The sequence below is a fragment of the Spiroplasma endosymbiont of Cantharis lateralis genome, assembly GCF_964030855.1.
In the GTDB taxonomy this organism is placed as follows: Bacteria; Bacillota_I; Bacilli_A; order Mycoplasmatales; family Mycoplasmataceae; genus Spiroplasma_A.
The window spans coordinates 269,165-295,544 of the sequence record NZ_CAXIQF010000008.1; the positions used below are offsets into that span (position 1 = coordinate 269,165).

The window sequence follows — 26,380 nt, forward strand, 5'->3', positions numbered from 1 at the left end:
ATTTAACCTTGTATATGTTGAGTAATCATATTTTTTTGTTCATCATTAATTAATTCAACAATAATTTCATCCAAATTACCTTCCATTACCTGGTCCAACTTATTTAAAGTTAAATTTACTCTATGGTCTGTAACTCTATTTTGAGCATAATTATAAGTTCTAATTTTTTCACTTCTTGCTCCTGTACCAACAGCATTTTTTCTCATACTTGCAGCTTCACTTTGTTGTTTTTCAAGCTCTGCTTCATAAATTCTTGCTCTTAATAAAGTCATTGCTTTATCTTTATTATCATGTTGACTTCTTCCATCTTGTGATGCTGCAACTATCCCAGTTGGAATATGTGTAATTCTTACAGCTGAGTCAGTTGTATTAATATGTTGTCCACCTGCACCAGATGCTCTATAAGTATCAATTCTTAAATCCGCTGTTTTAATATCAACTTCGACATCACTAACCTCTGGAAGAACTGCAACAGTTGCAGTTGAAGTTTGAATTCTACCTTTTGATTCAGTTTTAGGAACTCTTTGAACTCTGTGACTTCCAGACTCAAATTTCATTTTTGAATAAACCTTATCTCCTTTTAACATAAAAGAGATTTGACTAAATCCACCAGCTGTTGATTCATTAGCATCAATTACATCAATTTTTCAGTTATTTTTTTCAGCATATTTTGTATATAGTCTAAATAAATCTCCTGCAAAAATATTTGCTTCATCTCCACCTGCAGCACCTCTAATTTCAAAAATAACATTTTTATCATCATTAGGATCTTTGGGCAGTAATAGAAGTTCTAAATCTTTTTCAATAATTTCAATAGCTATTTGTTCTTCTTCTAATTGAAGTTTAGCAAGACCTCTCATTTCTTCTTCTTTTTCAGTTTCTAAAATTAGTTTTGCTTCATCAATATCCTTATTCACTTTTTTATACTCTTGATATTTTTGAACAATTTCTTCTAAATTTGATCTCTCTTTATTTAATTCTGTTAAAAGTTTAATATCTTTTAAAGTTTCTTCTTTTTGAATTGTTTCATCAATTGAGTTAACTCTATTTTCCATTACGTCTAAAGCTTCTAAGGTTTTCTTATTCATCATATTCTCCTATTCTGGCTTAATGTAACAATGTCTACATCTAGCCTCATATTTTTCATTTGCCGAAATTACAATTATTGGTTCATTTGCCTTTGCTGGTTTACCATCAATTATTCTTTGAGTTCTACTAGCATTACCACCACATGAATGACATATGGCACTTAACTTATCAACATATTCAGCTTCAACAAGCAATTTGTCCACATTTTTAAATGGATTATTTTTAAAATCTTTGTCTAAACCATTAACAATTGCAATGACACCCTCATCAGCAATTTTAGATATAACATCAACAACATTATCATCTAAAAATTGAACTTCATCAATACCTATTATATCAATTTTTTGCTTTGCATTTTGCTCTTTAAAAATTTTATAAATTTCTTCACTATCTTTAACAGTAACTGATTCAATTCTCATTCCAGAGTGTGAAAATACATCTTCTTTTGAGTATCTTGTATCTATTAAAGGTTTAAATACTAAAACATTTTGTTGAGCATGTTTATATCTATTTAACCTTTTAATAAATTCTTCAGTTTTACCAGCAAACATACAACCAGTTATTAACTCAATTCAACCTCTTTTACTATTCAAGTTCATTCTGTAATTCATAATATTTATTTCCCCTTTAATTTAATTAAGTTAGATAAATCATCAATTAATTTATCTAATTCCTTCCAACTGCTAATCTTAGCTCCTGACGCTAGCTTATGGCCACCACCATTATATTTTTTTGCCACTGAGTTTATATCAAAATCTCTACTTCTAATAGAGATTTTAATTTTATCGCTTCCAGGAGTTTGATAAGCCATAAGTCAAATTTTGACTTCCTCAATCCCTCCTAAAACGCTTAAAGCACTTTTTATTTCCTCATCTCCAAGATTTATTTTTTTAAAAACTCTTTCCTCCACTTTAATAATTCCAATAGAGTTGTTTTCTAAAAATTTGGCCATTCCAAAAGCTTGATTGTGTCACTTTGCTAACTCAAATTTTTTTAAAAATAAGTCAGAATAAATATCAGTAATTCTTATTCCAGTTTCAGAAAGTATCTTTGCCGCTTGAAAAGTTTCTCCATTTGTTTTGTCAAAAAGAAATCTTCCAGAGTCAGTTACTAAACCATAGTATAAAAAACTAGCTGCTTTTTTTGAAATATTTAATTTATTTTTATAAGCCCAAAGAGTTATAACTTGAGTACAAGCAATTGCACTTGAATCAACAATTTTATTTTCTCCAAATTTATCATCTTCTAAATGGTGATCTATTTTAAAAACTTCCTTGACAATATTTTTAAATAAAAAATCTACTCTTTCAAAATTTGCAACATCCACTGTTATTAAAATAGAATCGCTTATTACTTCCTCAGTTAAAATATCTTCAGATTCTTCTCTTAAACCCAAATTAAGTTTTTCTCCTACAACATAAACATTTTTATTTTTAAAATTATCTAAAATAATTTCTTTAAGCCCATACGCGCTACCCTGAGTGTCTCAATCAGGAGATACATGCTTAGCAATTATTATATTTTTATAATCTTTTATTTTTTTAATTAGAGTATCTTTCATTTTTCTCCTTATAGCACTTTTAATATTGACTCTTCTGTTAAATATAATTTAACTTTTTCATTATTATTATATTTTTTTATTGAGTAAAAATATAATTTTAAATCATTTTCTTTGGTTATAACTTCATACATATTTGTATCTAAAAACTCTTTGTTATAGTTAATTATTCCAGTTATCTCTAAAATAATATTTCCATTCTCTTTTTTATTGGTTGATACCTTCATTGGATTAATTATTATCTGACCCGATTCTTTAAATTTCGAACTTTGAATTTTTAAAGACTCATTCATAGTTTCTAATTTTTTACCATCATACTTATAATTGAATCTATTATTTTTTGCAAAGAATTCTCCTCCATAAGTAGTTCAATTTTTTTGTAGAACTTTTTCAAAACTTGTTTCAGCTATTTCATTTTCATTAATTAAATAAATATTTTTATTTAATTCAGGTATTTCATAAATACTCTCTTCAATAAAAACTATTGAGAATTTAGGATTAATAGTTAATAAATTATTTATTACTTTTAATAATTCTTCTCTCTCAACTTGATTTATTTTTGAAAAGACATTATAAAAGATAATATTATATTGCTTTAAATAAATAGCAGTTAAAAGTTGAAATCATATTTCTTCCATTCTATTGAATTTTAATGAAAGAATATTAAATTCAAATCCAAGTTCTTTTGCAGTTTCATCAATAAATAAAAGTGACTGTTTATATATAGTTACTATCTCACTTTTCAACATCTGTTTTTTTTCTCTAAACTCTTCAATATTTCCCTTTTCACATTCATCATTTAATACTTTTTTATGATACCTATGCATTACTTCAACTATTTTACCTCTTAAAGTATTAGCCTCATCTGATAGACCCTCAAAAAACATTTTTTCTTGCTTAATTTTAAATTCAAATCTTTGGTCTTCAGATGCCTTTCTTCAAGAAAATAGTTCTTCTAAGTTTTTAGTTTTTTTAGTTTGAGTTTCAGATTTATCCAATTCAAAAAGGATTTGTTTTTTTAAGTTTTTGATTATGAAATTAGTTTTTGCTAATTTTCTTTTAATATCATTTACTTTTAAATCAATAATTTTTAATTGTTTTCTTGTAACAAAATTTGTTTGATTAAAGTTTAACTCTTTTGCTAATTTTCTTTTTTGTCTATCTTTTGACTTTTTTGTATTATATTCACAAGTACATAATGAAGATAATTCCATAAAAGAATAAACCTTATCTCATAAAGTTTGCAAAAAAGTTTGCATTAACTCAAGATTTTGACCTTTCTCAATTAAATAATAATAATCCTTAACAATAATTTTTATATGGTCTTCTAGGGTCCCAAAGTTTTTTTCTAAATTTTTATTATTAAAATCAATAATTTGTTCCAAAAATTCAGACAATCATTGTTCTTCAATATCTAATGAATTATTAATAAATTTAGATATCATACTTTCAACCTTATCTCTCATTTCTAAATCTGTTTTATTATTTTTTGATGTAGAAAAAGATAAATATGAATACTTTTTATCGATGTAATTTATTTTAGCCTTGCTAAGAAAATTTTTATTTAATAATAAAGATGTATATAGTCAAAACTTTTCAGGTCATTTTTTTAATAACTTATTAACTCCTATAACTGAAACTTTCCTTTTAGTTCATTGTTTATTAACCATATCATACTGATTAATTTTAAAAACCCCGGATCTAACAAGGTGCTTACCTTGCAATACATTTCTAAAATTTTTTCTTAAATATCTATCTTGAGAAATCACTGCTACCATCTGAGAATCTTCACATTTAAAATTAATTGTTTTAGGCAATAATTTTCTGTTAAAAAATTTAACATTTGAAATTGTAAAACTCATATAAAGACCCCCATAACTTTATAATTGTATAACATTTTCAATAAAAATAATAAAACTAGACTAATTGATAGTCTAGTTTTTTGTATTAAATTATTTTTTAGCTTCTTTTGCTTTTTTTTCATTTTCTGCTTTTTGAGCTGCTGAAGCTTTTTCTGCTTCAGCTAATTTAGCATCTTTTTTAACAAATTTTTCTTTGAATTTTTCAACACGTCCCTCTGCGTTTGCAAAGTTTTGTTTTCCAGTGTAAAAAGGATGACAATTTGAACAAGTATCTATTCTTACTTCTTCTCCTTTTGTTGATCCTGACATGAATTCATTGCTACAAGTTGTACAAACAATTTTAGCTTCAAAATATTGTGGATGTATGTTTGCTTTTGGCATGTTTTCACCGTCCTTTATTTAAAGTCTTTCTAATACAAATTAAATAATACCATATTTTTAATAAAACTTTTCTTTTTTAAGTATTTCTTATATAAATAATCGAATTTTTATTAAAAATACTTCTAATAATACTGTGTATAAAAAGAAACAGTTTAGTTTATTTCCCTTATATTAAAGAGTCTATAAATTACTTTTTACTACTCTTATAATTCTTTATTTACTACAATATCTTCCTTATTATTCATTTTTTTATAATCAAAGACCTTATCTAAAATAATTAAAATTTGATTGACTAAAGGTCCCACCAAAAAAGTAAAGCATATTGTTCCTAATCCAAAGTTTGTTAATAGAAAATCAGTTTTACTTGCTCCTTCTCCTTTAACGAATGGGAAAAAGGCAAAGGCTATTATCAATATTGCAATATCTATTATTAATCTACCCTTAGAATAATTCATTTTTGTTAATCTTAAAAATTGTTCACAGATATTATTAAATGGTCCTAATAATCAGCCTGATTTGACTCAAAAAGCTATACCTAATACAAAACATAAAAAACCTGCTATAAAAATTAAATTTCTAGCTCCTGGGATTAACTCTCTAATACCCATTTGACTTAAAGGAGTTATAAATAAACCTACAATTTGGGGTACTATAAAAGTTATAATTATATCTGCCAAAATAAATCATGAGAATTTAAATCAGGCACTTTTACTTTTTGTTTTTTTATATTCATCAATAGTTGGCTTAATTGAAAAACAAATGGCAAACAATATTAAAACAATATAAAGAGTTGTTAAACTTATAGCGTAATTATCATAGACTCCTTGTCCAACTTTTCCCTCTTTTACAAAAGGTATTGAGATGGAAAGTACATTATAAATAAGTCAGTCAATTTGACTTCCTCCAACAGATGGTTGCTGATATAAAGCCAATCCAAATGAAGTTAATAGGATACCTAATATAAGTAATATAAATTTAACCATAATTATTTTTCAATTTTTTGAAAAACTCTTCATATTTTCATTAAATAAATTTTTCATATTTTAAATTTCCTCTTTAATAAAAAAATAGGCTAAAAAAACCTACTTTTCATATTTTGTTTTTAAAGCTTCTTCTCCACCTTGTTCATATCTTTTAACTCAATTTCTTAAAGAAACTACACTAACATTTCTTGTTGGCGCAAACTGAGTAGCTGTAACACCACTATTTTTAAAATCTCTAATAATCTTAATTTTCTCTTCAACTGTTAAATGCATAATGTAATCCTCCATTATTTCATTATTAATATTATTTAGCTTTTCCTTGACAACCAAACACTTTTGTTAAATCTAAGAATGTTTGTTTTATTGCTTTAAATCCTGGAGCTAATAATTTACGTGGATCAAATCCCTTAGCTTCATCATCTAAATCTTTTTTAGCTTCAATATATTCTCTTGTTGCATCTCTAAAAGCTAATTGCAATTCTGTATTAACATTAATTTTTGAAATTCCTAATTTAATTGCTTTTTCTACTTGGTCTTGAGGAATTCCTGAACCTCCATGTAATACCATAGGTAACTTACATGCTGACTGTAATTCTTGTAATGTATCAAAAGATAATGATTTTCATCATTCTGGGTATTTTCCATGAATATTTCCAATACCAGCTGCTAGCATAGAAATCCCTGTAGTAGACATTTCAGCAGCTTGTTTAGGATCTCCTAATTCACCCTCACCAACTACACCATCTTCTTCTCCACCAATTGAACCAATTTCTGCTTCAACTGAAATTTCATGTTTATTTGCAAAATTCATTAATTCCCTAACTTTTGAAATATTTTCTTCATATGGTAAATGAGAACCATCAAACATTACTGATGAATATCCAGCTTCTATACATTTTTTAGCAGTTTCAATTGATTGACCATGATCTAAATGTAAAGCAACAGGAACAGTAATATTTAATGAATCTAATAGTCCATTAACCATTCCTACTACAACATTTGGTCCACCCATATATTTCATTGCTCCCTCTGATGTAGCAATAATTACTGGTGTTTTAGATTCTTGAGCAGCTTCTAAAATAGCTTTAGTTCACTCTAAATTATTGATGTTAAAATGCCCAATTGCATATTTCTTTGCATGTGCATCTTTAATCATTTTTGTAGAATTAACTAATTTTGAATGATAAATTCTTGACATATTTTTTCCTCCTAAATTTTTATTATACCTTATGATTATACTCCTTATTTTTGATAGACGAGATTTTTTTAAGTATATTAGAGTGGGTGCTTTCACTTTTGAACTAGTGGACTTAATAATTTTTTGCTCTATCCCAATTTTTTTAAAATATAAATATAAAGCTAGTGCAAGTAATGTATTAGTAAAATATTGTATTGTATCTGTTAATAATTCAACAATAGCTAAAGAAGAATCAAATAAAAAATATGCGTATAATACATATATAAAAATTCATAAATAACTAATAAAAATATTTAAATAGGATCAAATAAAATTTTTTAGAGCTATGAAACTTATTCCAATTAAAAGTTTTACAATAATTGTTATAGGGATATAAATTATCCCACCTGTAAATAAATCAGTTAAAACTCCTGCCAGTATTGCAGATAAAATTGATATAAATGGATTAAGAAAGTCTAAAAGAGCAATATACAAAAAATCTGATACTTGAAAAATACCTTTACCAGTTCCAACTGAAATTAGATTAGTTACTAATCCAATAATAAACATAACAGATGTTAATAAGCCACAAATTGCTATTTGTTTTGAATTAATCTTTTTCATAATCTCACCTTAAATTAATTTTAGATAAAAAAAACAAAAAATATACTAATACTTTTTGTTCACTGCATTTACAAATCCCATAAATAAAGGATTTGGTTTATTTGGTCTTGAAGTAAATTCAGGATGATATTGAGCTGCAATAAAGAAATCATTTTTAGGATATTCTATTATTTCTACTAAATCTTTTTCTAAATACAATCCTGAAAAAACCATTCCATTTTTTTCAAAGTCACTTCTGAAAGTGTTATTAAATTCATATCTATGTCTATGTCTTTCAATAACTTCATTTGATTTATAAAGTTCATACGCTAATGTATTTTCTTTTAGAGAAGTTACATATCTTCCTAATCTTAAAGTTCCACCAATATTTTCTCTATTTTTGCCTTCTAAAATATCTATTATTGGATATTTTGTATTTGGTTTTAATTCTGTTGTATTAGCGTCTTTTAAGTTTAAAACATTTCTTGCAAATTCAATACAAGCTACTTGCATACCAAGGCAAATACCTAAATAGGGAATGTTATTCTCCCTTGCAAATTTAGCTGCCAGGATTTTTCCTTCAACACCATCTTCACCAAAACCACCTGGCACTAAAATACCTTTTGCATCTTTTAATTCCATTGCTATATTTTCTTGATTTAATGTTCTGGCATTTACTCAATTGAATTTAATTTTTTTACTAATCTCATAACCAGAAAATTTTAAAGATTCCATAACTGATAAATATGCATCGCTTAATTCAACATATTTCCCAACTATATGAATTGTTAAAATTTCTTTTGATTTTTCAATATTATTAACAAATTTTTTTCAATCTTTTAAATTAGTTGCTTTTAATTTTAAACCTAACTGTTTTGCTGTAATTTTATGCAGATTACCTTCTTCAACAACTAAAGGTACTTTATAAATTGAATCACTATCTGGACAAGCGATAACATTCTCTACTGGAATACTACATAATAAAGAGATTTTATCTTTAAGTTTTTTATCAAATTCTAATTCACTTCTTGCAACAATTACATCGGGTTGAATTCCTAAATTTAGTAATTCCTTAACTGAATGTTGAATTGGCTTTGTTTTAAATTCTCCAGATACTTTTAAATAAGGTAATAATGCCACATGAATAAACATTACATTTTCCTTACCTTTTTCCATTCTAATTTGTCTTAATGCTTCTAAAAATGGTTGAGATTCAATATCTCCTACTGTACCACCAATTTCAGTAATAACTACATCCGCTTTGCTTTCAACCTCTGCAGCATAAATTCTTTGCTTAATTTCGTTAGTAATATGAGGGATAACTTGAACAGTTTTACCTTCATACTTACCATTTCTTTCTTTTTCTAATGCCTCATAATATATTCTTCCAGCTGAAGTTGAAGATATTTTAGAAAGGTTTACATCAATAAATCTCTCATAATGACCTAAATCTAGATCAGTTTCTCCCCCATCATCTGTAACATAAACTTCCCCATGTTCAATTGGATTAATAGTTCCTGGATCTATATTTAAATATGGATCAAATTTTTGCATAAATATTTTCAATCCACTATTTTTTAAAAGTACTCCCAGTGAGCTTCCAGTAATTCCTTTTCCCAAACCAGAAACAACTCCACCAGTAATAAATATGTGTTTTACCATAATCTAATTCCCCCAAAAATAAAAAGTAGTTAGTTAAACTACTTGTGATTAAATTCTACTAATAATCATCGTCATCATCGTCATCATCGAAGTCATCATCGTCGAGATCTTCATCTAAATTTATATCTATAGAATCATCATTTCCTTTATGATTTAATAATTTTTTAATTTTACCAACATTTTCTCCAGTATCATCATCAAAAGTATCAATACCAAGAATTGAATCAGTATCAAAATCTTCAAACTCTTCTGTTGTTTCAAATTTATCAACATATTCATATTGTTTTTTAACATCATCAAATTTTAGATATTCTCTTAAACCTCATTTACCATCTGAAGTCAGTGCAAATCTATTGTCAAGAACCAAATCACTGTATAGTTCAGCTATAATTTCATTTTTGCTATCATTATCTCCATGTATTTCTTTTGAAATTGTATTTCAAATATCTTCAAATGAAGCGTCATCTTTACATTGACTTAGGTAATCATAGGCCAAATTAATTGGTGATAGTTTACTCATAAGATTTTCCCCCATAATTTCTATTCTACATTATACATTGGAAAAATATATATTTTTTTTATTTTATTATTTCAATCAACATTTATTATTTCTGACAAGTCCTTTATATTAGTTAATTTATCCTTATTTAATATGTATATATTTTCATCTTTTTTTTCAGAACTGCGTTTATAAATCGAGATATCTCTTATTGTAGCAATATCAAAGTAATATTTACTATCACCTTGAAATTCAGTTTTCATTTTTTCAATTGTCTCTCGAGAAAGATCTGAAGATACTTTTAATAATTTTCGATTTATTAATCTATTTGATAAATCCTTTAAGATAATATCATCTTCATCTCTTAATACTTTAAATATTTCAAACATTGTATAATCATCTAAATTAGTATACTTTTCTAAAGGCATAATTTTGTTTTCAAATACTTCTTTAAAAATCTCAATTGTCTTTGATGCTCTAAATTGATATTTATCAATATATAAGTCTTTTAATCTTTTAAACCACATTTTAAATGTATTATCAAAAGCAATAGAAATTTTGTGTTCATACACTTGTTTAAACATATGATATCTTCCTAATAAAAAATTCTCAATTGCATTTATGGCTTTATTTGTAAATACAATTTGACCTTCATAAATTCTAGCATTTCTTATTATTCAATCAATATCAGGTTTAGAATAGTTAACTCCAGCACCTTTTGAATCTCTTAATAAGTAATCTAACCTATCTGCATCCAACTGACTTGAAACTAGAAAATTAACTATTTTATTTTTATGTTTACCTTCAATTACAGAAACAACCTCTTTAGGATTAATTCCATTATTAATTAGTACTTTATTAATTTGAGTATTTCCTCTTATAATTTCTACAGTATATTGCTCATGAGATACAGCAGATATCAACTCAAAAGTATGTGAAAATGGACCATGCCCCACATCATGAAGTAAACCTGCTATTTTTAAAATCTTTTTATCTTTTGCTGAGATATTTTTATTAATAATCTCATTTTCTAAAAACTTACAAATAACATGATAAACGCCTATACAATGAGAAAACCTTGTATGATTGGCACTTGGGAAAACAAATTGTCCTCCTCCTAGTTGAATAATTCTTCTTAATCTTTGAAATTCATCTGTATCAATTAATTCTGAAAACACTTTATCCTCAAAATAAATTTCTCCATGAACATTATCTCTTATAAACTTTTCCATAATCAACCTCTTATTTAATACTATTTATATTAAGTATAACTTGTTCTTTTCCTATCAGTGAAATTGTTTTTGCCAACTCTGGACCATGTTCACTTAAAGTTGTAAATATTCTTACAGGCATAAATAAATCTCTACCTTTTAATTCAAATTTTTTACCAATACTATTTATCAAAGCCTTAATGTTTTCTTCATTGAATTCAACTATTTTTTTTAATTCATCTTCTAAAAAAACTATTAAATCTTTTTTAATATTAAACTCTGCCAAAATATTTTTTGTTTTATCATCTATTTTCTTATTAAAGAAAATATCTAAATGATCATTAATTTGAGATGCGAACTCTAATTCTTTTTTAAATAAAAGTAAAACAGATCTGATTCAATTATCCTTTTTATTTTTAATTTCAAACTTATTCTCATCAATAAAATTAATCACAAATTTTATGTAATCATCATCACTAATTTTTTTTATTCATTGACTATTAATTCACTTCATTTTTATCATGTCGAAAGTACTAGGAGATTTAGAAAATCTTTTTTCATCAAAAACTTTTATTAGTTCTTCTTTAGAAAAAATTTCTTGCTCGCTATTTGGACTTCAACCAAGTAAAGAAATATAGTTAAAAATTGCTTCAGGTAAATAACCTTGTTCTTTATATTGTGAGATAAAAAACATTGCGTTTCCACTTCTTTTAGAAAGTTTTTTCTTTGTTTCATCAACTATTAATGTTAAGTGACAAAATAGAGGTTCTTGTCAACCAAAAGCTTCATATATCATACATTGTCTTGGAGTATTTGAGATATGCTCTTCACCTCTAGCAACATGAGTTATTTTCATATCATAATCATCAATTACAACAGCAAAATTATATGTTGCAATTCCATTTGATTTTAGAATTACAAAATCTCCAATTTCTTTTGAATTAAACTCAACATTACCACGAACTAAATCATTAATTCTATATAATTTATTATCTGGAACTTTAAATCTAATATTAAATGGTTTTGTCTCATCATTATTTTTATTAGATAAACATTTTCTATTATACTGAGGAGCAATAATGCCTTTTGCTAATTGCATTTCTCTATCCTTTTCCAGTTCTTCTGAAGTACAATAACATTTATATGCTTTTCCTTGCTTTAATAAAATATTTGCATAATTTTGATATACTTCAAACTTTTCAGACTGCATATATTTTCCAAAATCTTTTTTTGGATTTCTAAATGATTCATCTGGTAGAATACCCAATCATTTCATATTATCAAATTGAGAGTCTATTGCTCCATCAACATTTCTCTCGATATCTGTATCTTCAATTCTCAAAATAAAATCTCCATTATAGTGTTTTGCAAAAAGATAATTCATTAAAGCTGTTCTTGTATTTCCTATATGTAAGTAACCAGTTGGTGATGGTGCGTATCTTAATCTAAATTTTCCCATTTTCATTTTCCTCACTTTTATAAATTAATATATTACAATAACTTGTAATTATATTTTTAAAGTTTCCTTCTGTCGTAGTAGCTTTTATTGATATTTGATCCAATCCAATGTTTAAAATCTCTGAAAGATTTTTTTTAATAGCTGCTTTAAAATTTCTAAGATTTGGTGCATCAAGCTCTATTAAAATATCTATGTTAGATATTTTATATTCTTTTTTCTTTAAAAGAATTAAAGAATCTTTAACCATAATAATTGATTCGAAATTTTCTTTCATATTTTTTGAATTATAATTTTGACCTAAATCTTCTTCTCCAAGTGATCCAAAGATAGCTTCTGCTAAACTATGAAATAAAACATCTCCATCACTATATGCATCAACCTTAGTTTTTGAAGGTATATTAATTCCACCAAGTAAAATATAATCTCCAATTATTAAATTATGCATATCTTTAGAAAATCCAACTTTAAATTTCATACTTATTCCTCTTAACAAAATGATTATAAAATAAAAAATGATTTATAACTAATTAAAGTTATAAATCCTTAATGCTATTTATTAAATTTAAAAAAACAAACATCTCCATCTTGAACGATATAGTTTTTTCCTTCAAGTTTTATTTTTCCGCTATTCTTTAAACTTTGTTCATCTCCAAGTTCAAAAATATCTTCACACTTATAAACATCAGCTTTAATAAAACCTTTTTCAAAGTCTGTATGAATAATTCCAGCACATTGTGGAGCATTAAAACCATCTTTGAACTGTCATCCTCTTGCTTCTTGAGGACCACAAGTAAAATATGTCTTTAACCCCAGTGTTGAATATGCAGCTTTGATTAATTGTTCAAGTCCTGACGCTTCAATTCCAGCTTCTTGTAAGAAAACCTCTTTGTCATTTTTTTCAAGTTCACTTAAATCCTCTTCAATTTTTGCAGAAATTTTAACAACTTGTGAATTACATGATTTAGCATATTCTCTAACAAGCTTTACATAATTATTATCTTCTCTAACTTCGTCTTCACCAACATTAGCAACATAAATAAATTTTTTTGTTGTTAAAAGTTGAAATAATTTTAAAGCAATTTTTTCTTCTTCACTAAAATCAAGTTTATTTAATAACTTACCATCAGAAAGTTGAGTTGCCAGTTTTTTAAGTAAAGTATACTCAAAGATGATTTCTTTATCTTTTGTTGACTTAAATTTTGGTTCAACTTTTGCAAGTCTTTTTTTAACAGTTGCTTCATCAGATAAAATTAATTCTAGCTCTATTATTTCAATATCTCTTATCGGATCAACGCTTCCCTCAACATGAGTTATTTCCTTTGAATCAAAGCATCTAATAACTTCACAGATAGCATCTGTTTCTCTAATGTTTGCTAAAAAGGCATTACCTAATCCTTCACCTTTGCTTGCTCCTGCAATTAAACCAGCAATATCAACAAATTCAATTGTTGTATAAATAGTTTTTTTTGATTTGAATATATCAGCTAATTTATCTAATCTTCAATCTGGTACTTCTACTACCCCAACATTTGGTTCAATTGTTGCAAATGGATAATTTGCTGCTTCAACTTTTGAATTTGTAATTGCATTAAATAAAGTGGATTTCCCAACATTTGGTAAACCAACTATCCCTACTTGTAATCCCATATTATTCTCCACTTTCTACTTTTTTAATTTTTTTTAAAAGATCATCTTTTTGAAATTCTAATATTATTTTTTCATCTATATTAGATTGCAATTTATAAATAGTACCAATCCTTAAAACAATTCAAAATATGGTTTTACTTGGATGAGGTTTTTTTAAAAATACTTTATCTCCTAAATTAATCTTCATTAGTTAATCCTAAAATCTCTAAAACTCTATTTAAATCAGATTCGTCTGAATATCTAATAGTTAACTTACCATTTTCAATACTTACTTTTGTTCCAAGTTTTCTCATCATCTTATTTTCCATATGAACTATTGAGTTATTTTTAGAATCTTGTTTTTTTTCATTTTTTGCTAAATTACTTTTTTTAATTAAATTTTCTACTTCTCTTGAAGTTAAATCTTTTTCTAAAATTTGTTTAAATATAGAATCTAATAATTTTTCATTATTAACAATTGCTAATAAAGGTTTTGCCTGACCCATTGATACTTTCTTTTGTAACATAGCATCTTGTACTTTTTCAGGCAGATTTAAAAGTCTCATAATATTTGCTATATGTGATCTTGATTTACCAACTCTTGTTGCAATATCTTCTTGTTTTAGTTTTAAATTATCTGAAAGCTTTTTGTATGCAACTGCTTCTTCAATATCCAATAAATCAACTCTTTGAATATTTTCAATTATCGCAAACTCTTCCATTTGACTTTCACTTAGTTCTAAAACTATTGCAGGAATTTTCTTAAGTCCTGCCAACTTAGCAGCTCTAGTTCTTCTTTCACCTGCAATAATTTGATTCTTACTATTAATTATAATTGGTTGAATTATCCCATGTGTTTTAATTGAACTTGCCAGTTCGTTTAATTCCTCTTTTTCAAAGTTCTTTCTTGGTTGATATGGATTTGCCACAAGAACTTTTATATCTATCATTGTCTTATTATCTTCAACTTTGTTTTTATCGTTTTCAATAACACCAATAATATCTGAAACTGATTCTCCAAAAATATCATCTAATCCTTTAAAATTATATTTTCCTTTAGCTTTGGCCATTTTCTTTTAACACCTCTTTTACAAACTCAATATAAGCAATTGAGCCAGCTCCATTTTTATCATATTCATATATTGATTTACCTTCCATTGAAGATTCAGATATTCTAACATTTCTAGGAATAACTGATTTGTAAACCTTTGGTCCAAACGTTTTCATTATTTCTTCTAAAACATCGTGTGCTAGTTTTGTTCTTGAATCAAACATTGTTACTAATACACCTTCAATAGTAAGATTTGGATTTAATGTCTCTTTTACTTTTTTAATAGTTCTTAATAATTGCGCCACTCCGTGCATTGCATAATGCTCTGCTTGTATGGGAATTAATACTGTATCAGAAATTGCAAGTCCATTTCTATTAATTAATCCTAAACTTGGTGGGCAATCAATAATAACAAAATCATAATTATGCCCAATTTTATTAATTTCTTCTCTTAAAACATTTTGATTATTATTTTTTTGTTCTAAAAGAATAAGGTCAACTGCTGCCACATCAATTGAACTTGGTGCCAAGTCTATATTTTTTTTAATATTTTTGATAACTACTTCACCAAGAGTTTTTTCTCCCACAAAGACATGATACATACTTAAGGTATTACTATCTATTTCAAAGCCCACTCCTGTTGTTGCATTGAACTGAGGGTCCATATCTATAAGTAGTACCCTTTTATTTGCCAGAGCAAGGCCACATGCTAAGTTTACTGAGGTTGTAGTTTTACCAACACCACCCTTTTGATTCGAAACTGAAATTACTTTTGCCATAAAATACCTCTCATAATCATTATTATATATTAAATATTTATTATTTTCCCAAAGGTCTTTTTCTAATTTGACTATATTGTCTTGGATATTCTAAGGGTGTTTCTTTATATTTTGAATAGAACAAATTATTTCTTTCTCCTAAAACTTCATCTTTTAATTCTTGTTTTAAAAATAAATTTAATCCTAATTTTTTTTCTTGATTATTCAAATCATTTAATTCTACATTTACATTTTTAGACTTTAAGCATATAAAAGTTCCATTTATTTTTAAACCCTGTACACCCACTTCTAACAAAATATTAAGCGGTGCCATTGCTCTTGAAATAATTACATCAAATTTTTCTTTATTTTCTATTGTGTACTCTTCTGCTCTAGCATTTATAGTTGAAATATTTTTTAAATCCAATTCTAAAATTACTTTCTTTAAAAAATTTATTTTTTTAGAGTTTGATTCTAAAAGAAATACTTTTGTATTTGGATAGAATATTTTTATTACAATTCCTGGAAAGCCAGCACCTGTTCCTATGTCAAGTATTTCTAAATTATCTGGATTAAAAACTTTTGTAAATAATAAGCTATCAAAAAAATGCTTATCCAATATTTCTTGATCTTCAACAATTGCAGTAAGATTATGAATTTCATTCTCTTTTTGCAAAATATTTTTATAGTTTAATAATAAATTTTTTTGATAATCAGTTAGCTCAATATTTAATTCTTCAAATCTATTTCAATCCATTTAATCACTCCTCTAAAAAAAATAAAAAAGATTAATTTCTTTTTTATTTTACATTACTTTTACTTTTAAATTTTTCAATTTCTAACTCTTTATTATAATTAAATCAATTTTTAGGTTTAATTCTTAAAACAAAATCATTAACATCAATATTATTTTTTGAAATTAAACTTTCATTAATTATTCAAGCTATCGCGAGTATCATAGCAAAAAATATTAATAAAATAGGATCAATCATTGTCTTTAAATCATTTGACATAAACTTGCCAATTAAAAAGTCATAATATGCATATGCCATTATAATAGATAATATTGTTGATGTTATTATTCCAATTACAAAACCACCCTTGATTTTTAAAGTCTCTACTTTTTTGGTTTTTCTATTATGTAATACAAAAATCATTAATATTAAATAGACTACAAAACCAAACATTACTGTACTATTTGAGGAATAGTCTGCAACTAAGAAGTAATTAATTTCTGCACTATTTCAGTCAATTAAAATTGATATTGTAATAAATAATACATAAATTGACATTGTTATTGCCATTCCAATAAAACCAGATTTTACATAGCTAATATTATCTTTCCCATTTTTTGAATAAATAAATTTTTCTTGAACACCAGATTGAACTGTTTTAGGGATTAAAGTTGTATAACCATTTACAGTTGTCAAAATTGTACAAGCAATTACAATTTTGAATAATAAAGATACTCAAGGAGATTTACTAAACATATTATCAAATAACTTAAATACATCTCCATCATTTGCTCCAAAAAAAATTGAAATAGTAATTATTATATAAAACAATGTCACTGCAATAATTGCAGAAAGCATTGCTGGAGCTACAACTTCTTTATGTTCACAATCCTTTTGTAAAGTTGCTGCATAAATAAATCCATCAAATGCAAATAGTATTGGGATCATTGTTCCAAAAAAAGTATTTACTTGTCACGATTCAAAGTCTGATGGAGGATTAAATGAATTATTGCCATCTGAGTTAATTGCAAAGAGTGTAAACCCACCAATTACAATAGTTATTAAAGGTAAAAACTTAACAATAGTAAAAATACTCTGAATAAGTTTACTTGGTTTATGGGTAAAAATATTCATTAATGAAAAACCAATTAATACTAATGTTGAGAAAAATAACTCCAACGACATCCATTGTACTTTTCCAATTTTTAAAATTAGACTTTCTTCATTTACAATAAAATAAAATGAGTTAATTCCACTAAAGACCGTTTTAACTGTAAATAGCGCTCCCAAACCAGCTAAAATCGGAAGATACATACAAATATATAAAATAGAAAATAAAGAAGCCGTTCTTCTATTAATAAATTTATTTGCTCAACTTTGAGCTGTAGAATGGCCATCATTTTTTGTTGCAGATGCTGCTTCAATGAAAGTTAACATTATAAGTGAGCATAAAACTCCTATAAATAATCAAACAGTTAGTGCTAATCAAGGGTTCCTTCCAGCTTCATGTAATACTCCACCAGCCTCTACCTTGTTTTTTAAATAGATTCCACTACCAACTACAATTCCAAAAACCATTGAAAATATAGTTAAAAATTCAAATGACTTATTTTTTGCCTTGTTTACTTTGTTTACCTTTATCATTTTTTAAAACCTTTCTAGCATTAAAAATATCTAAACATTTTTGCTTATCATAGTTAAATCAATTTTTTGGATTTATTCTAAAATGAAAATCATTTATTTCAATATTATTTTTTGAAATAATCATTTCATTAATAATCCAAAAAACTACTAATATTATTATAAATACAAATCACATTATTGGAGATACCAGCTGTCCATCTATTAATGATTTTATAATATTTAAATAATAAATGTAACCCAAAGTCAAAATTAACATTGAAGAAGAAAATATTGCCGCACAATAGGCCCCTCTGACTTTTCTAACTTCAATTTTTTTGGTTTTTCTATTTATAAGCATTTGCACTAACAAAGGAATGTGAAATAAGTAAACAATTATTATTGTTGAGTCAGAAGATAAATATGCTGTATATAAGTAAGAGTCATCTCCAGTTATACTTTTTGGTAGTAATAAACTTGAACCAACAAAGGCAATAAAAAATATAAAAACAATTAATATTGAGATTCAACTTGATTTTATTTTAGACAATTCTACTCCATTTTTTTTGGAATAAACAAATTTCTCTTCAATTGAAGCTCTTATAACTATTGGATAAATAACACTATATGCATTTACCATTGTCAATAAAGTTAAAGTAATTATTAAATTAAAAGTAAAATGAATTCTTGGATCTATACCCTCTCTTTTAAAAATATTTAATATATTCCCATCAGAAGCTCCCATAAAAATTGCAACACTAATTATTATATAAAATATAGAAACCGCAACAATTCCAGTCATCATAGCTGGAGCTACGACTTCTTTATGTTCACAATCCTTTTGTATTGCAGCTGAGTCTAGAAAGCCATCAAAAGCAAACATAATTGGAACCATGGTCAAAAATATATTATTAATTTGAAAACCTCCTACTTTTTCTGGATCAAATGAACTTTCTTTACCAAGCGAGAAAAAAGTAATTCCTGCTATTAAGACAGTAATTAAAGGAATAAACTTTAAAAAAGAAAGAGTAGTTTGCAGAATTTTACCTGGCTTGGTTGTATAAGTATTAACAATTTGAAATAAAATTAATACTAATGAAGCTACAAATATTTCAACAATAATTTTTGTATCTCCTGTTAATCAACTTTCCTTACCTGTAGAGAATTCATAAATAATATTAATAGATTGAAAAAAACTACTGGTTGTAAATAATGCTCCAATTATTATTAAAACTGGAAGATAAATAATGGCATATAGTATTGTTACTAATGAGCCATATCTTCTCCCAAGAAATCTTCCAGCTCAAGCAGTTAAGGTATTATGTTCACCTTTTTTGGTTGAACTTGATAACTCTATAAAAGATAACATCATTGAACAACAAAAAAATGCCATAAGTGTTCAAACAGCTATTGCTAAATAGGGATTATTCCCAGCTTTTGCAAGTACACCATTATCTCCAGCATTTTTTAAATAAATTCCACTACCAACAACTATTCCAAAAGTCATTGAGAAAACAGATAAAAATTCAAAAATCTTGTTCTTAGTTTTATTTTTCTTATTAACATTAATCATGAATTATACCTCATTATATTTCCTTTTTAAGTGAAATAGTAACATTTGAATATCTGCAGGATTTACTCCTGTTATTCTTGAAGCTTGACCAATTGAAGTAGGTTTAACCTTTTCCAACTTTTGTCTTGCCTCTAAAGCAATATTCTCAACTTTTGAATAATCAACATCCTTAGGTATTTTTTTATTCTCCAGTTTTACGAATTTTTCAATTGTTTCATTTTCCTTTTTGATATAACCTTCAAATCTTATTAATATTAATAAAGTTTGAAGCTGCTGTTTTGAAAGTTCATTTAATTCTTTAATATATTTTTTAAAAATATTTATATCTACTTTAGGCTGTTTTAAAATTTCATAAGCACTAAATCCCTGAGTTAAAACAGCTTGACCAGTTTCTTTTAATTCTATTGCTAAATCTGTTTTAGGACTAAATCTTACTTCTTTTAATAAATCCATTTTTTCAAAAATTTCTCTTTCAAATTTTTGATGTAGTTTTCATTCTTTTTCTGAAACTAAACCCACTTCATAGCCATATTTTTTTAGTCGTATTTCAGAATTATCATTTCTCAAAGTTAATCTATTTTCTGCTCTACTTGTAAGTAATCTATAAGGTTCAATTACTCCCTTATTAATTAAGTCATCAATCATAACTCCTATATAAGATTCATTTCTTTTTAAAATTAGAGGTTTTAAATTATCAATTTTTCTTACTGCATTTATTCCAGCAATTAAACCTTGACCTGCAGCTTCTTCATAGCCACTAGTTCCATTAATCTGACCTGCCAAAAATAAATTACCTATCAATTTTAATTCTAAAGATAATTTTAGTTGTTGAGGATCAATGCAATCGTACTCAATTGCATAAGCTCATTTATCTACTACAACGTTTTCAAAACCTGGTAAACTTCTAAGCATCTTATCTTGTATCTCAATAGGCATAGAAGTTGAGAATCCTTGAACATAAAAAGTATCCAAAGATTTTGATTCTGGCTCTAAAAAAATTTGATGAGTTTCTTTTGAACTAAATCTTACAATTTTATCTTCAAAACTTGGGCAATATCTTGGTCCTACAGACTCAATTTCTCCAGAATACATTGCTGACCTATGTAAATTATCTTCAATAATTTTTTTAGTTTTTGAAGTTGAATGAATTAAATAACAAACTTCTTGTTTTTCAAATGATAAAAATTTCTTTGTAGAAAAAGAAAAAGCTAACTCTTCATTTGTACCGGGTTCAATTAATGCTTCTTCTAAATTTATAGAGTTCATTTTAACTCTTGGAGGTGTTCCGGTTTTAAATCTAAAAGTTCTAAGTCCGAGTTTAACTAATGTTTCACTTAATGATTTCGTTGTAATTTCATCATTTGGACCACCTTCATATTTTTCTTCACCTCGATATATTAAAGAAGAGAGATAAGTTCCAGTAGTTAATATAACTGCACTACAATGAATTTCAGTTTTGTCTTCAAGTATAACTGACTTAATATTATTATTTGAATCCAAAGATATATCTTTAACTACTCCAACGACTAATTCTAAATTTTTTTGATTATTAACAACATTTTCCATATACTTTGAATATTCAATTTTGTCTGATTGAGCACGTAATGCCCAAATACCAGGTCCTCTAGAAGAATTTAATAGTTTAACTTGCATTGCAGTAGCATCCGCAGCTTTACCCATTTCTCCACCAAGTGAATCAATTTCTCTTACAACAATTCCTTTAGCTGGACCACCAATTGATGGATTACATGGCATTGTTGCAATTTTATCTTTATACAAGTTAACTAAAATTGTTTTTTTTCCCATTCTTGCAGAAGCTAATGCTGCTTCTACACCAGCATGGCCTGCACCAACTACAACTATTTCAGCTTGCATGTGCACGCCTCCTTCTCTTTTATTTTATTCTTTCAAATAATACTAATTTATCAACTATTTTTTTAAATTTAAAATCCTCTTTTAAATTATTAAAATTAATTTGTTTTGGATCTAATCCCATCTGATTTATCATATCAGGATATGAATTAACTAAAATTGGTTTCAATAAATAAGAAATTATAACTATATTTTTTTGTAAAACAGATAATACCTCTAGTAACTCTTCAGTCTTATTTTCTTTTTCTAAAGTTCAAGGTTTTGCATCTTCAATAAATTTATTACATTCTTGTGCTAACATTAAAATAATCTGAGTTGCTTGTGACATATTATATTTATCCATTTGTTCTTTATAATTTTCGATTGTTTCAAAAGCATTTTTAACCAATCAATGATTTAAAACATTTTTATTTGGAAGTAAACCGTCAAAATATTTAATTATCATATTAGATACTCTTGAAATTAAATTTCCAATATTATTTGCAAGGTTATTATTAAATGATTCTATAAATAATTCATTTGTAAAACTTCCGTCTTTATCTGTAGGTAAATTATTTATTATATAGAATCGTAATGCATCACTTGAGTATTTATTAATTATTTCAATTGGGTCTAAAACATTACCAATTGATTTTGACATTTTCTTATCACCACTTAATATTCAACCATGAGATAATAATTTATCAGGAGTTTTTAAACCAAGTGAGTTTAATATTACTGGTCAATAAATTGAATGAAATCTTGTAATTTCTTTTCCAATAATTTGTAAAATTTCAGTATCCTTTGATCAGAATTTTTTTAATAGTTCATCATTTTTTGATTTATAACCTAACGCAGTAATATAATTTGAAAGTGCATCCAATCATACATATATTACGTGTTTTGGATTTTCTTTTATTTGAATTCCCCAATTAAAGCTTACTCTTGTAACTGATAAATCTTCTAAATCGTTATTAATAAAATTATTTAGCATCTCTTTTTTTCTTGATTCTGGCTCTAAGAAATCTGTAGTAAATAACTCTTGCAAATACTTCTTAAAACTTGAGACTTTTAACATATATGTTTCTTCTTCAAAATCTTCAGCTTTTTTACCACAAATAAAATGATTATATGACTCATCCATTTGTTCTTTTGTTAAAAATTCTTCACAACTAATACAATATTTTCCCTTGTAAGTTGATGGATATATTAATTTTTTTTCTAATAGTTCACTAAAAATTTCTTTAACGGCTGCCACATGATCTTCATCAGTAGTTCTGATAAAGCGATTATAATCAATATTTAATAACTTTCATAAATTTAAAAAACCTTGAACTATTTTATCAACATATTGCTTTGGCTTTAAATTATTTTCCTTTGCTTTTTCTTCAATTTTTTGACCATGTTCATCAGAACCAGTTAAAAAGAAAACTTCAAATCCATTTTCCTTCTTATATCTTGAAATAACATCTGCTAAGGTTGTTGTATAAGCATGACCAATATGCAAGTTTCCACTTGGATAATATATAGGAGTTGTTACAAAAAAATATTTTTTCATAACTATTTTTCTATTGAAAGACTATATATTCCCTTTAGTCCTCTATAACTTTCTTTATAAGTTAATCCATAACCAACAACAAATACATCTTCTAATTTAAATAGTGATGCACTTTCTAATTCCATTTTTCTATCCTTAATGTTTTTTTCAATTAAGTTTAAAATTTGAATATTCGCAGGCTTTTCTTTTTCAACAAGATTATGTAATTTTTCTAGCCTATTACCTTTATTTAAAACATCATTTACAATTAATACATTTTTATCTGTCAAAGTATGTTTTAAACCTAGGTCTATTAATAAATCTTCATTTTCTTTTGGTGTTGTTACAAACTGAATTGTCACATCAATTGGCAACTCTCTAATTAAATCAGCTATAAAAATAAATGAGCTAGATAAATCAGCCACAATAACTAATTGCTGATTTTCATAAGTTTTACCTAAATCTGTTCCTACCTTTGCAATTGCTGCTTTAATTTCTTCTTCTGTTATTAAAGTTACTAACTTTTGATTATCCATGATTATTCATCACCCTTCTAAATATTTTTTCAACATTTCTAATGAAAAAATTAATATCAAAAAGCTCATTTAATTCATTCTTTGATGAAATATATTTCATAATTCCATTTTTAAGTAAAATTTCTTTAAAGCTTTTTTTTGAGGTTTGACATTCCAAAGTACACTTTTGTATAAAGTCATAAATCTCTTCTCTTGAAAATTCATATTTCATTAAAATGTAGGTTAATATTCTTTGACTAAAAAATATTCCTTTTTGGTCATTAATATGTAAGGCAATTAAATCTTCATTAATCACCAAATCATTAATTGTATTTGTCATTCTTTTTGATACATAAATGATTATATTATAAATATCTGGAAAAACTAATCTTTCGTTTGAACTATGTGAAATATCTCTTTCATGTCATAAAACGTTATTTTCAAAGGCTGTATTAACAAAAGACCTTGCATATCTTGAAAGACCACATATATTTTCCGAACTTATTGGATTTTTTTTATGAGGCATTGAACTAGACCCCTTTTGCTCTTTACCAAAACCTTCACATATTTCTTGAACTTCACTTCTTTGAAAATGTCTTATTTCAGTAGCTATTTTTTCAAAAGTTGATGCTATATTAGCAATTACAGATATTAAAAATGCATGTCTATCTCTTTGAGTAACTTGAGTAGATATATTATCTAAATTTAAATTCATTGAATTTGCAACATATTCCTCAACTTCAAGTTCTAAATTTGCATAGTTTCCCATAGAACCAGATATTTTAGCAACCTCTATTTGATGCCTTGCTAATTTTAATCTTATGATTTGTCTTTGAATTTCATCAAATCATAAAAGAAATTTTAGACCAAGAGATGTTGGTTCTCCATACATACCATGAGTTCTTCCCATTATAATTATTTTTTTGGTTTGTTCTGCTTTTTGTTTTAAAATAACGCTTAAATTAATTAAAGCTTCTTCCAATAAAATATTTGATTGTTGAATCATTTTATTTTGAGCAGTATCGACAACATCTGTAGATGTTAATCCAAAATGAACTCATTTTTTTTCTGATCCAAGTTGTTCTGAAATCATCCTTGTAAATGCTACAACGTCATGTTTTGTTTTTTGCTCAATTTCAAGCATTCTTTTAATATCAACTTTTGCACTTTTTTCAATTTTTTTTGCTTCCTCAAGCGGGACATAGCCTAATTGTGCTCAAGCCTTTACAACATTAATTTCTACTTGTAATCAGATATTAAGTTTATTATTATCAGCTCAAATTTTTTCAACTTCTTTTATAGCATAACGTTCTATCATTTTAATTTACCTCACTTAAAAAATGTTTTCTAATATTATTGTTTGTTCTCTATCTGGTCCTACTGAAAATCCTGATACTTTTATTTCACATATTTTTTCAATCATCATTAAATAATTTCTAGCAGCATGTGGTAATTGATCAAATGAAGTTACTTTAGTTATATCTTCTTTTCAGCCAGGATTTGATAAATATATTGGTTTACATCTTTCATATTTTTGATTTACACTAGGTAAATTATTAATTTCTTTTCCATCTAATTCATATTTTATACAAATATTAATTTCATCAACTCCCGATAAAACATCAAGTAATGTAATAAATATTGAGTCTATCCCAGATGTTCTAATTGCGTGTTTTAATGCAACAGCATCTAATCATCCAATTCTTCTAGGTCTTTTTGTATTTGAACCATACTCATTACCGCGTTCTCTTATTCCATCACCAATTTTATCATTTAATTCCGTAGGAAATGCACCTGCACCAACTCTAGTTGAATATGCCTTAACAACACCCATAGTTGAATCAATTAATTTATGACTTATTCCACTACCTGTTGAAGCATTATTTGCAGATGTATTAGAACTAGTTACATAAGGATAAGTTCCATGATCTATATCCAATAGAGCTCCCTGAGCTCCTTCAAATAAAACTTTTTTGCCTTCTTTAATTGCTGATTCAATAAATGAGTCAGTATCAATTACTCTCTCTTTAATTTTATTGTATGCTTCAATTAAATCTTTATATGTATTTTCAAAATCCAAAGCTTTGATATTAAACATATTCTTTAGAAATTTCATTTGATAATCAAAAACTAATTTAAATCGCTCTTTGAAGTTTTCTTCACCTAATTCACCAAGTCTTATTCCTAATCTAGAAACTTTATCTTGATAAGCAGGTCCTATTCCTCTTTTTGTAGTTCCTATTTTATTTTCTCCACGTTCATTTTCCTGAGCTTCATCAATCATCACATGATAAGGTAAAATTAATTGAACTCTATCTGAAATTAAAAGATTACCATAATCAACTCCACTTTGTTTAATAATTTCAAATTCTTTAACTAAGTTTAATAAATTTACAACACAACCATTGGCAATTATATTTGTTACTCTCCTATTAAAAATTCCTGAAGGTATTATTGTAACTTTATGCTTTTGACCATTAAAATTAATAACATGACCTGCATTATCTCCACCAGCAAATCTAACAACTAGATTTGCTTTTTGAGCAAAATAATCAGTCATTTTACCTTTACCTTCATCACCCCATTGGGCTCCAACTACAACTAATGAATTATATTTTTTCATTTTTCTCC

The 26,380-nt window shown here is 26.3% G+C and carries 25 protein-coding genes and 1 pseudogene; all 26 read right to left on the reverse strand.

What is annotated here, in order from left to right:
• Positions 1 to 2 precede the first annotated feature (2 nt).
• The 26 genes and pseudogenes from prfA to AAHM99_RS03655 all read right to left on the reverse strand — a co-directional run bounded on the left by prfA (position 3) and on the right by AAHM99_RS03655 (position 26,372).
• Positions 3 to 1,088, reverse strand: a complete 1,086-nt coding sequence (gene prfA / locus AAHM99_RS03535) for a peptide chain release factor 1 (protein WP_342275344.1) — start codon at positions 1,086 to 1,088, stop codon at positions 3 to 5.
• A 9-nt stretch (positions 1,089 to 1,097) separates the two neighbouring features.
• Positions 1,098 to 1,700, reverse strand: a complete 603-nt coding sequence (locus AAHM99_RS03540; protein WP_342275345.1) for a thymidine kinase — start codon at positions 1,698 to 1,700, stop codon at positions 1,098 to 1,100.
• Between the two features lie 5 nt (positions 1,701 to 1,705).
• A complete protein-coding gene (locus AAHM99_RS03545) occupies positions 1,706 to 2,650 on the reverse strand; it encodes a DHH family phosphoesterase (RefSeq protein ID WP_342275346.1) in 945 nt (314 codons plus the stop codon).
• Positions 2,651 to 2,658: 8 nt separating this feature from the next.
• Entirely contained in the window at positions 2,659 to 4,509 is a 1,851-nt protein-coding gene (locus tag AAHM99_RS03550; RefSeq protein WP_342275347.1) for a hypothetical protein, read from the reverse strand.
• 90 nt (positions 4,510 to 4,599) lie between these two features.
• Positions 4,600 to 4,890, reverse strand: coding sequence for a 50S ribosomal protein L31 (rpmE, locus tag AAHM99_RS03555; protein WP_422397901.1), 291 nt, complete (start codon positions 4,888 to 4,890; stop codon positions 4,600 to 4,602).
• A gap of 203 nt (positions 4,891 to 5,093) precedes the next feature.
• Entirely contained in the window at positions 5,094 to 5,930 is an 837-nt protein-coding gene (locus tag AAHM99_RS03560) for an SPE_1075/MLC_0560 family membrane protein (protein ID WP_342275348.1), read from the reverse strand.
• A gap of 42 nt (positions 5,931 to 5,972) precedes the next feature.
• Positions 5,973 to 6,146 (reverse strand): helix-turn-helix domain-containing protein, encoded by a 174-nt coding sequence (locus AAHM99_RS03565; protein ID WP_339030034.1) that lies wholly within the window; start codon positions 6,144 to 6,146, stop codon positions 5,973 to 5,975.
• 31 nt (positions 6,147 to 6,177) lie between these two features.
• Entirely contained in the window at positions 6,178 to 7,071 is an 894-nt protein-coding gene (gene fba / locus AAHM99_RS05660) for a class II fructose-1,6-bisphosphate aldolase (protein ID WP_425288804.1), read from the reverse strand.
• Positions 7,072 to 7,227: 156 nt separating this feature from the next.
• Positions 7,228 to 7,674: pseudogene (locus AAHM99_RS05665) on the reverse strand (ECF transporter S component family protein); the annotation flags it as partial.
• Positions 7,675 to 7,719: 45 nt separating this feature from the next.
• Positions 7,720 to 9,315 carry a CTP synthase gene (locus tag AAHM99_RS03575; protein WP_342275350.1) on the reverse strand — a complete coding sequence of 532 codons (1,596 nt, stop codon included), beginning with the start codon at positions 9,313 to 9,315 and terminating at the stop codon, positions 7,720 to 7,722.
• Positions 9,316 to 9,373: 58 nt separating this feature from the next.
• Complete coding sequence (gene rpoE / locus AAHM99_RS03580; protein ID WP_342275351.1) at positions 9,374 to 9,835, reverse strand: DNA-directed RNA polymerase subunit delta; 462 nt, start codon at positions 9,833 to 9,835, stop codon at positions 9,374 to 9,376.
• A gap of 20 nt (positions 9,836 to 9,855) precedes the next feature.
• Complete coding sequence (locus AAHM99_RS03585) at positions 9,856 to 11,046, reverse strand: HD domain-containing protein (protein ID WP_342275352.1); 1,191 nt, start codon at positions 11,044 to 11,046, stop codon at positions 9,856 to 9,858.
• Between the two features lie 10 nt (positions 11,047 to 11,056).
• Positions 11,057 to 12,484 carry a glutamate--tRNA ligase gene (gene gltX, locus AAHM99_RS03590; RefSeq protein WP_342275353.1) on the reverse strand — a complete coding sequence of 476 codons (1,428 nt, stop codon included), beginning with the start codon at positions 12,482 to 12,484 and terminating at the stop codon, positions 11,057 to 11,059.
• Positions 12,471 to 12,959, reverse strand: coding sequence for a 2-C-methyl-D-erythritol 2,4-cyclodiphosphate synthase (gene ispF, locus AAHM99_RS03595; RefSeq protein WP_342275354.1), 489 nt, complete (start codon positions 12,957 to 12,959; stop codon positions 12,471 to 12,473). The genes gltX and ispF overlap by 14 nt, the downstream gene beginning before the upstream one ends.
• A 74-nt stretch (positions 12,960 to 13,033) precedes the next feature.
• Complete coding sequence (gene ychF, locus AAHM99_RS03600; protein WP_342275355.1) at positions 13,034 to 14,131, reverse strand: redox-regulated ATPase YchF; 1,098 nt, start codon at positions 14,129 to 14,131, stop codon at positions 13,034 to 13,036.
• A gap of 1 nt (position 14,132) precedes the next feature.
• Positions 14,133 to 14,318: a DUF951 family protein gene (locus tag AAHM99_RS03605; protein ID WP_342275356.1), complete on the reverse strand. Its 186-nt coding sequence runs from the start codon at positions 14,316 to 14,318 to the stop codon at positions 14,133 to 14,135.
• Positions 14,308 to 15,180: a ParB/RepB/Spo0J family partition protein gene (locus AAHM99_RS03610; RefSeq protein WP_342275357.1), complete on the reverse strand. Its 873-nt coding sequence runs from the start codon at positions 15,178 to 15,180 to the stop codon at positions 14,308 to 14,310. The genes AAHM99_RS03605 and AAHM99_RS03610 overlap by 11 nt, the downstream gene beginning before the upstream one ends.
• Positions 15,167 to 15,940: a ParA family protein gene (locus AAHM99_RS03615; protein WP_339030015.1), complete on the reverse strand. Its 774-nt coding sequence runs from the start codon at positions 15,938 to 15,940 to the stop codon at positions 15,167 to 15,169. The genes AAHM99_RS03610 and AAHM99_RS03615 overlap by 14 nt, the downstream gene beginning before the upstream one ends.
• A gap of 40 nt (positions 15,941 to 15,980) precedes the next feature.
• The gene (rsmG, locus tag AAHM99_RS03620; protein ID WP_342275358.1) at positions 15,981 to 16,676 is read right to left on the reverse strand and encodes a 16S rRNA (guanine(527)-N(7))-methyltransferase RsmG; all 696 of its coding nucleotides are present in this window, start codon (positions 16,674 to 16,676) and stop codon (positions 15,981 to 15,983) included.
• A gap of 43 nt (positions 16,677 to 16,719) precedes the next feature.
• The gene (locus AAHM99_RS03625) at positions 16,720 to 18,297 is read right to left on the reverse strand and encodes an APC family permease (RefSeq protein ID WP_342275359.1); all 1,578 of its coding nucleotides are present in this window, start codon (positions 18,295 to 18,297) and stop codon (positions 16,720 to 16,722) included.
• Positions 18,260 to 19,846 (reverse strand): amino acid permease, encoded by a 1,587-nt coding sequence (locus tag AAHM99_RS03630; protein WP_342275360.1) that lies wholly within the window; start codon positions 19,844 to 19,846, stop codon positions 18,260 to 18,262. The genes AAHM99_RS03625 and AAHM99_RS03630 overlap by 38 nt, the downstream gene beginning before the upstream one ends.
• 3 nt (positions 19,847 to 19,849) lie before the next feature.
• Positions 19,850 to 21,727, reverse strand: coding sequence for a tRNA uridine-5-carboxymethylaminomethyl(34) synthesis enzyme MnmG (mnmG, locus tag AAHM99_RS03635; protein WP_425288800.1), 1,878 nt, complete (start codon positions 21,725 to 21,727; stop codon positions 19,850 to 19,852).
• Between the two features lie 13 nt (positions 21,728 to 21,740).
• Positions 21,741 to 23,255, reverse strand: coding sequence for a methionine--tRNA ligase (gene metG / locus AAHM99_RS03640; protein ID WP_342275362.1), 1,515 nt, complete (start codon positions 23,253 to 23,255; stop codon positions 21,741 to 21,743).
• Positions 23,256 to 23,257: 2 nt separating this feature from the next.
• Positions 23,258 to 23,770 (reverse strand): phosphoribosyltransferase, encoded by a 513-nt coding sequence (locus AAHM99_RS03645; RefSeq protein WP_342275363.1) that lies wholly within the window; start codon positions 23,768 to 23,770, stop codon positions 23,258 to 23,260.
• Positions 23,763 to 25,067 (reverse strand): adenylosuccinate lyase, encoded by a 1,305-nt coding sequence (purB, locus tag AAHM99_RS03650; protein WP_342275364.1) that lies wholly within the window; start codon positions 25,065 to 25,067, stop codon positions 23,763 to 23,765. Before purB ends, AAHM99_RS03645 begins: the two co-directional genes overlap by 8 nt.
• Positions 25,068 to 25,082: 15 nt before the next feature.
• Entirely contained in the window at positions 25,083 to 26,372 is a 1,290-nt protein-coding gene (locus tag AAHM99_RS03655; protein ID WP_342258757.1) for an adenylosuccinate synthase, read from the reverse strand.
• Positions 26,373 to 26,380: the final 8 nt, after the last annotated feature.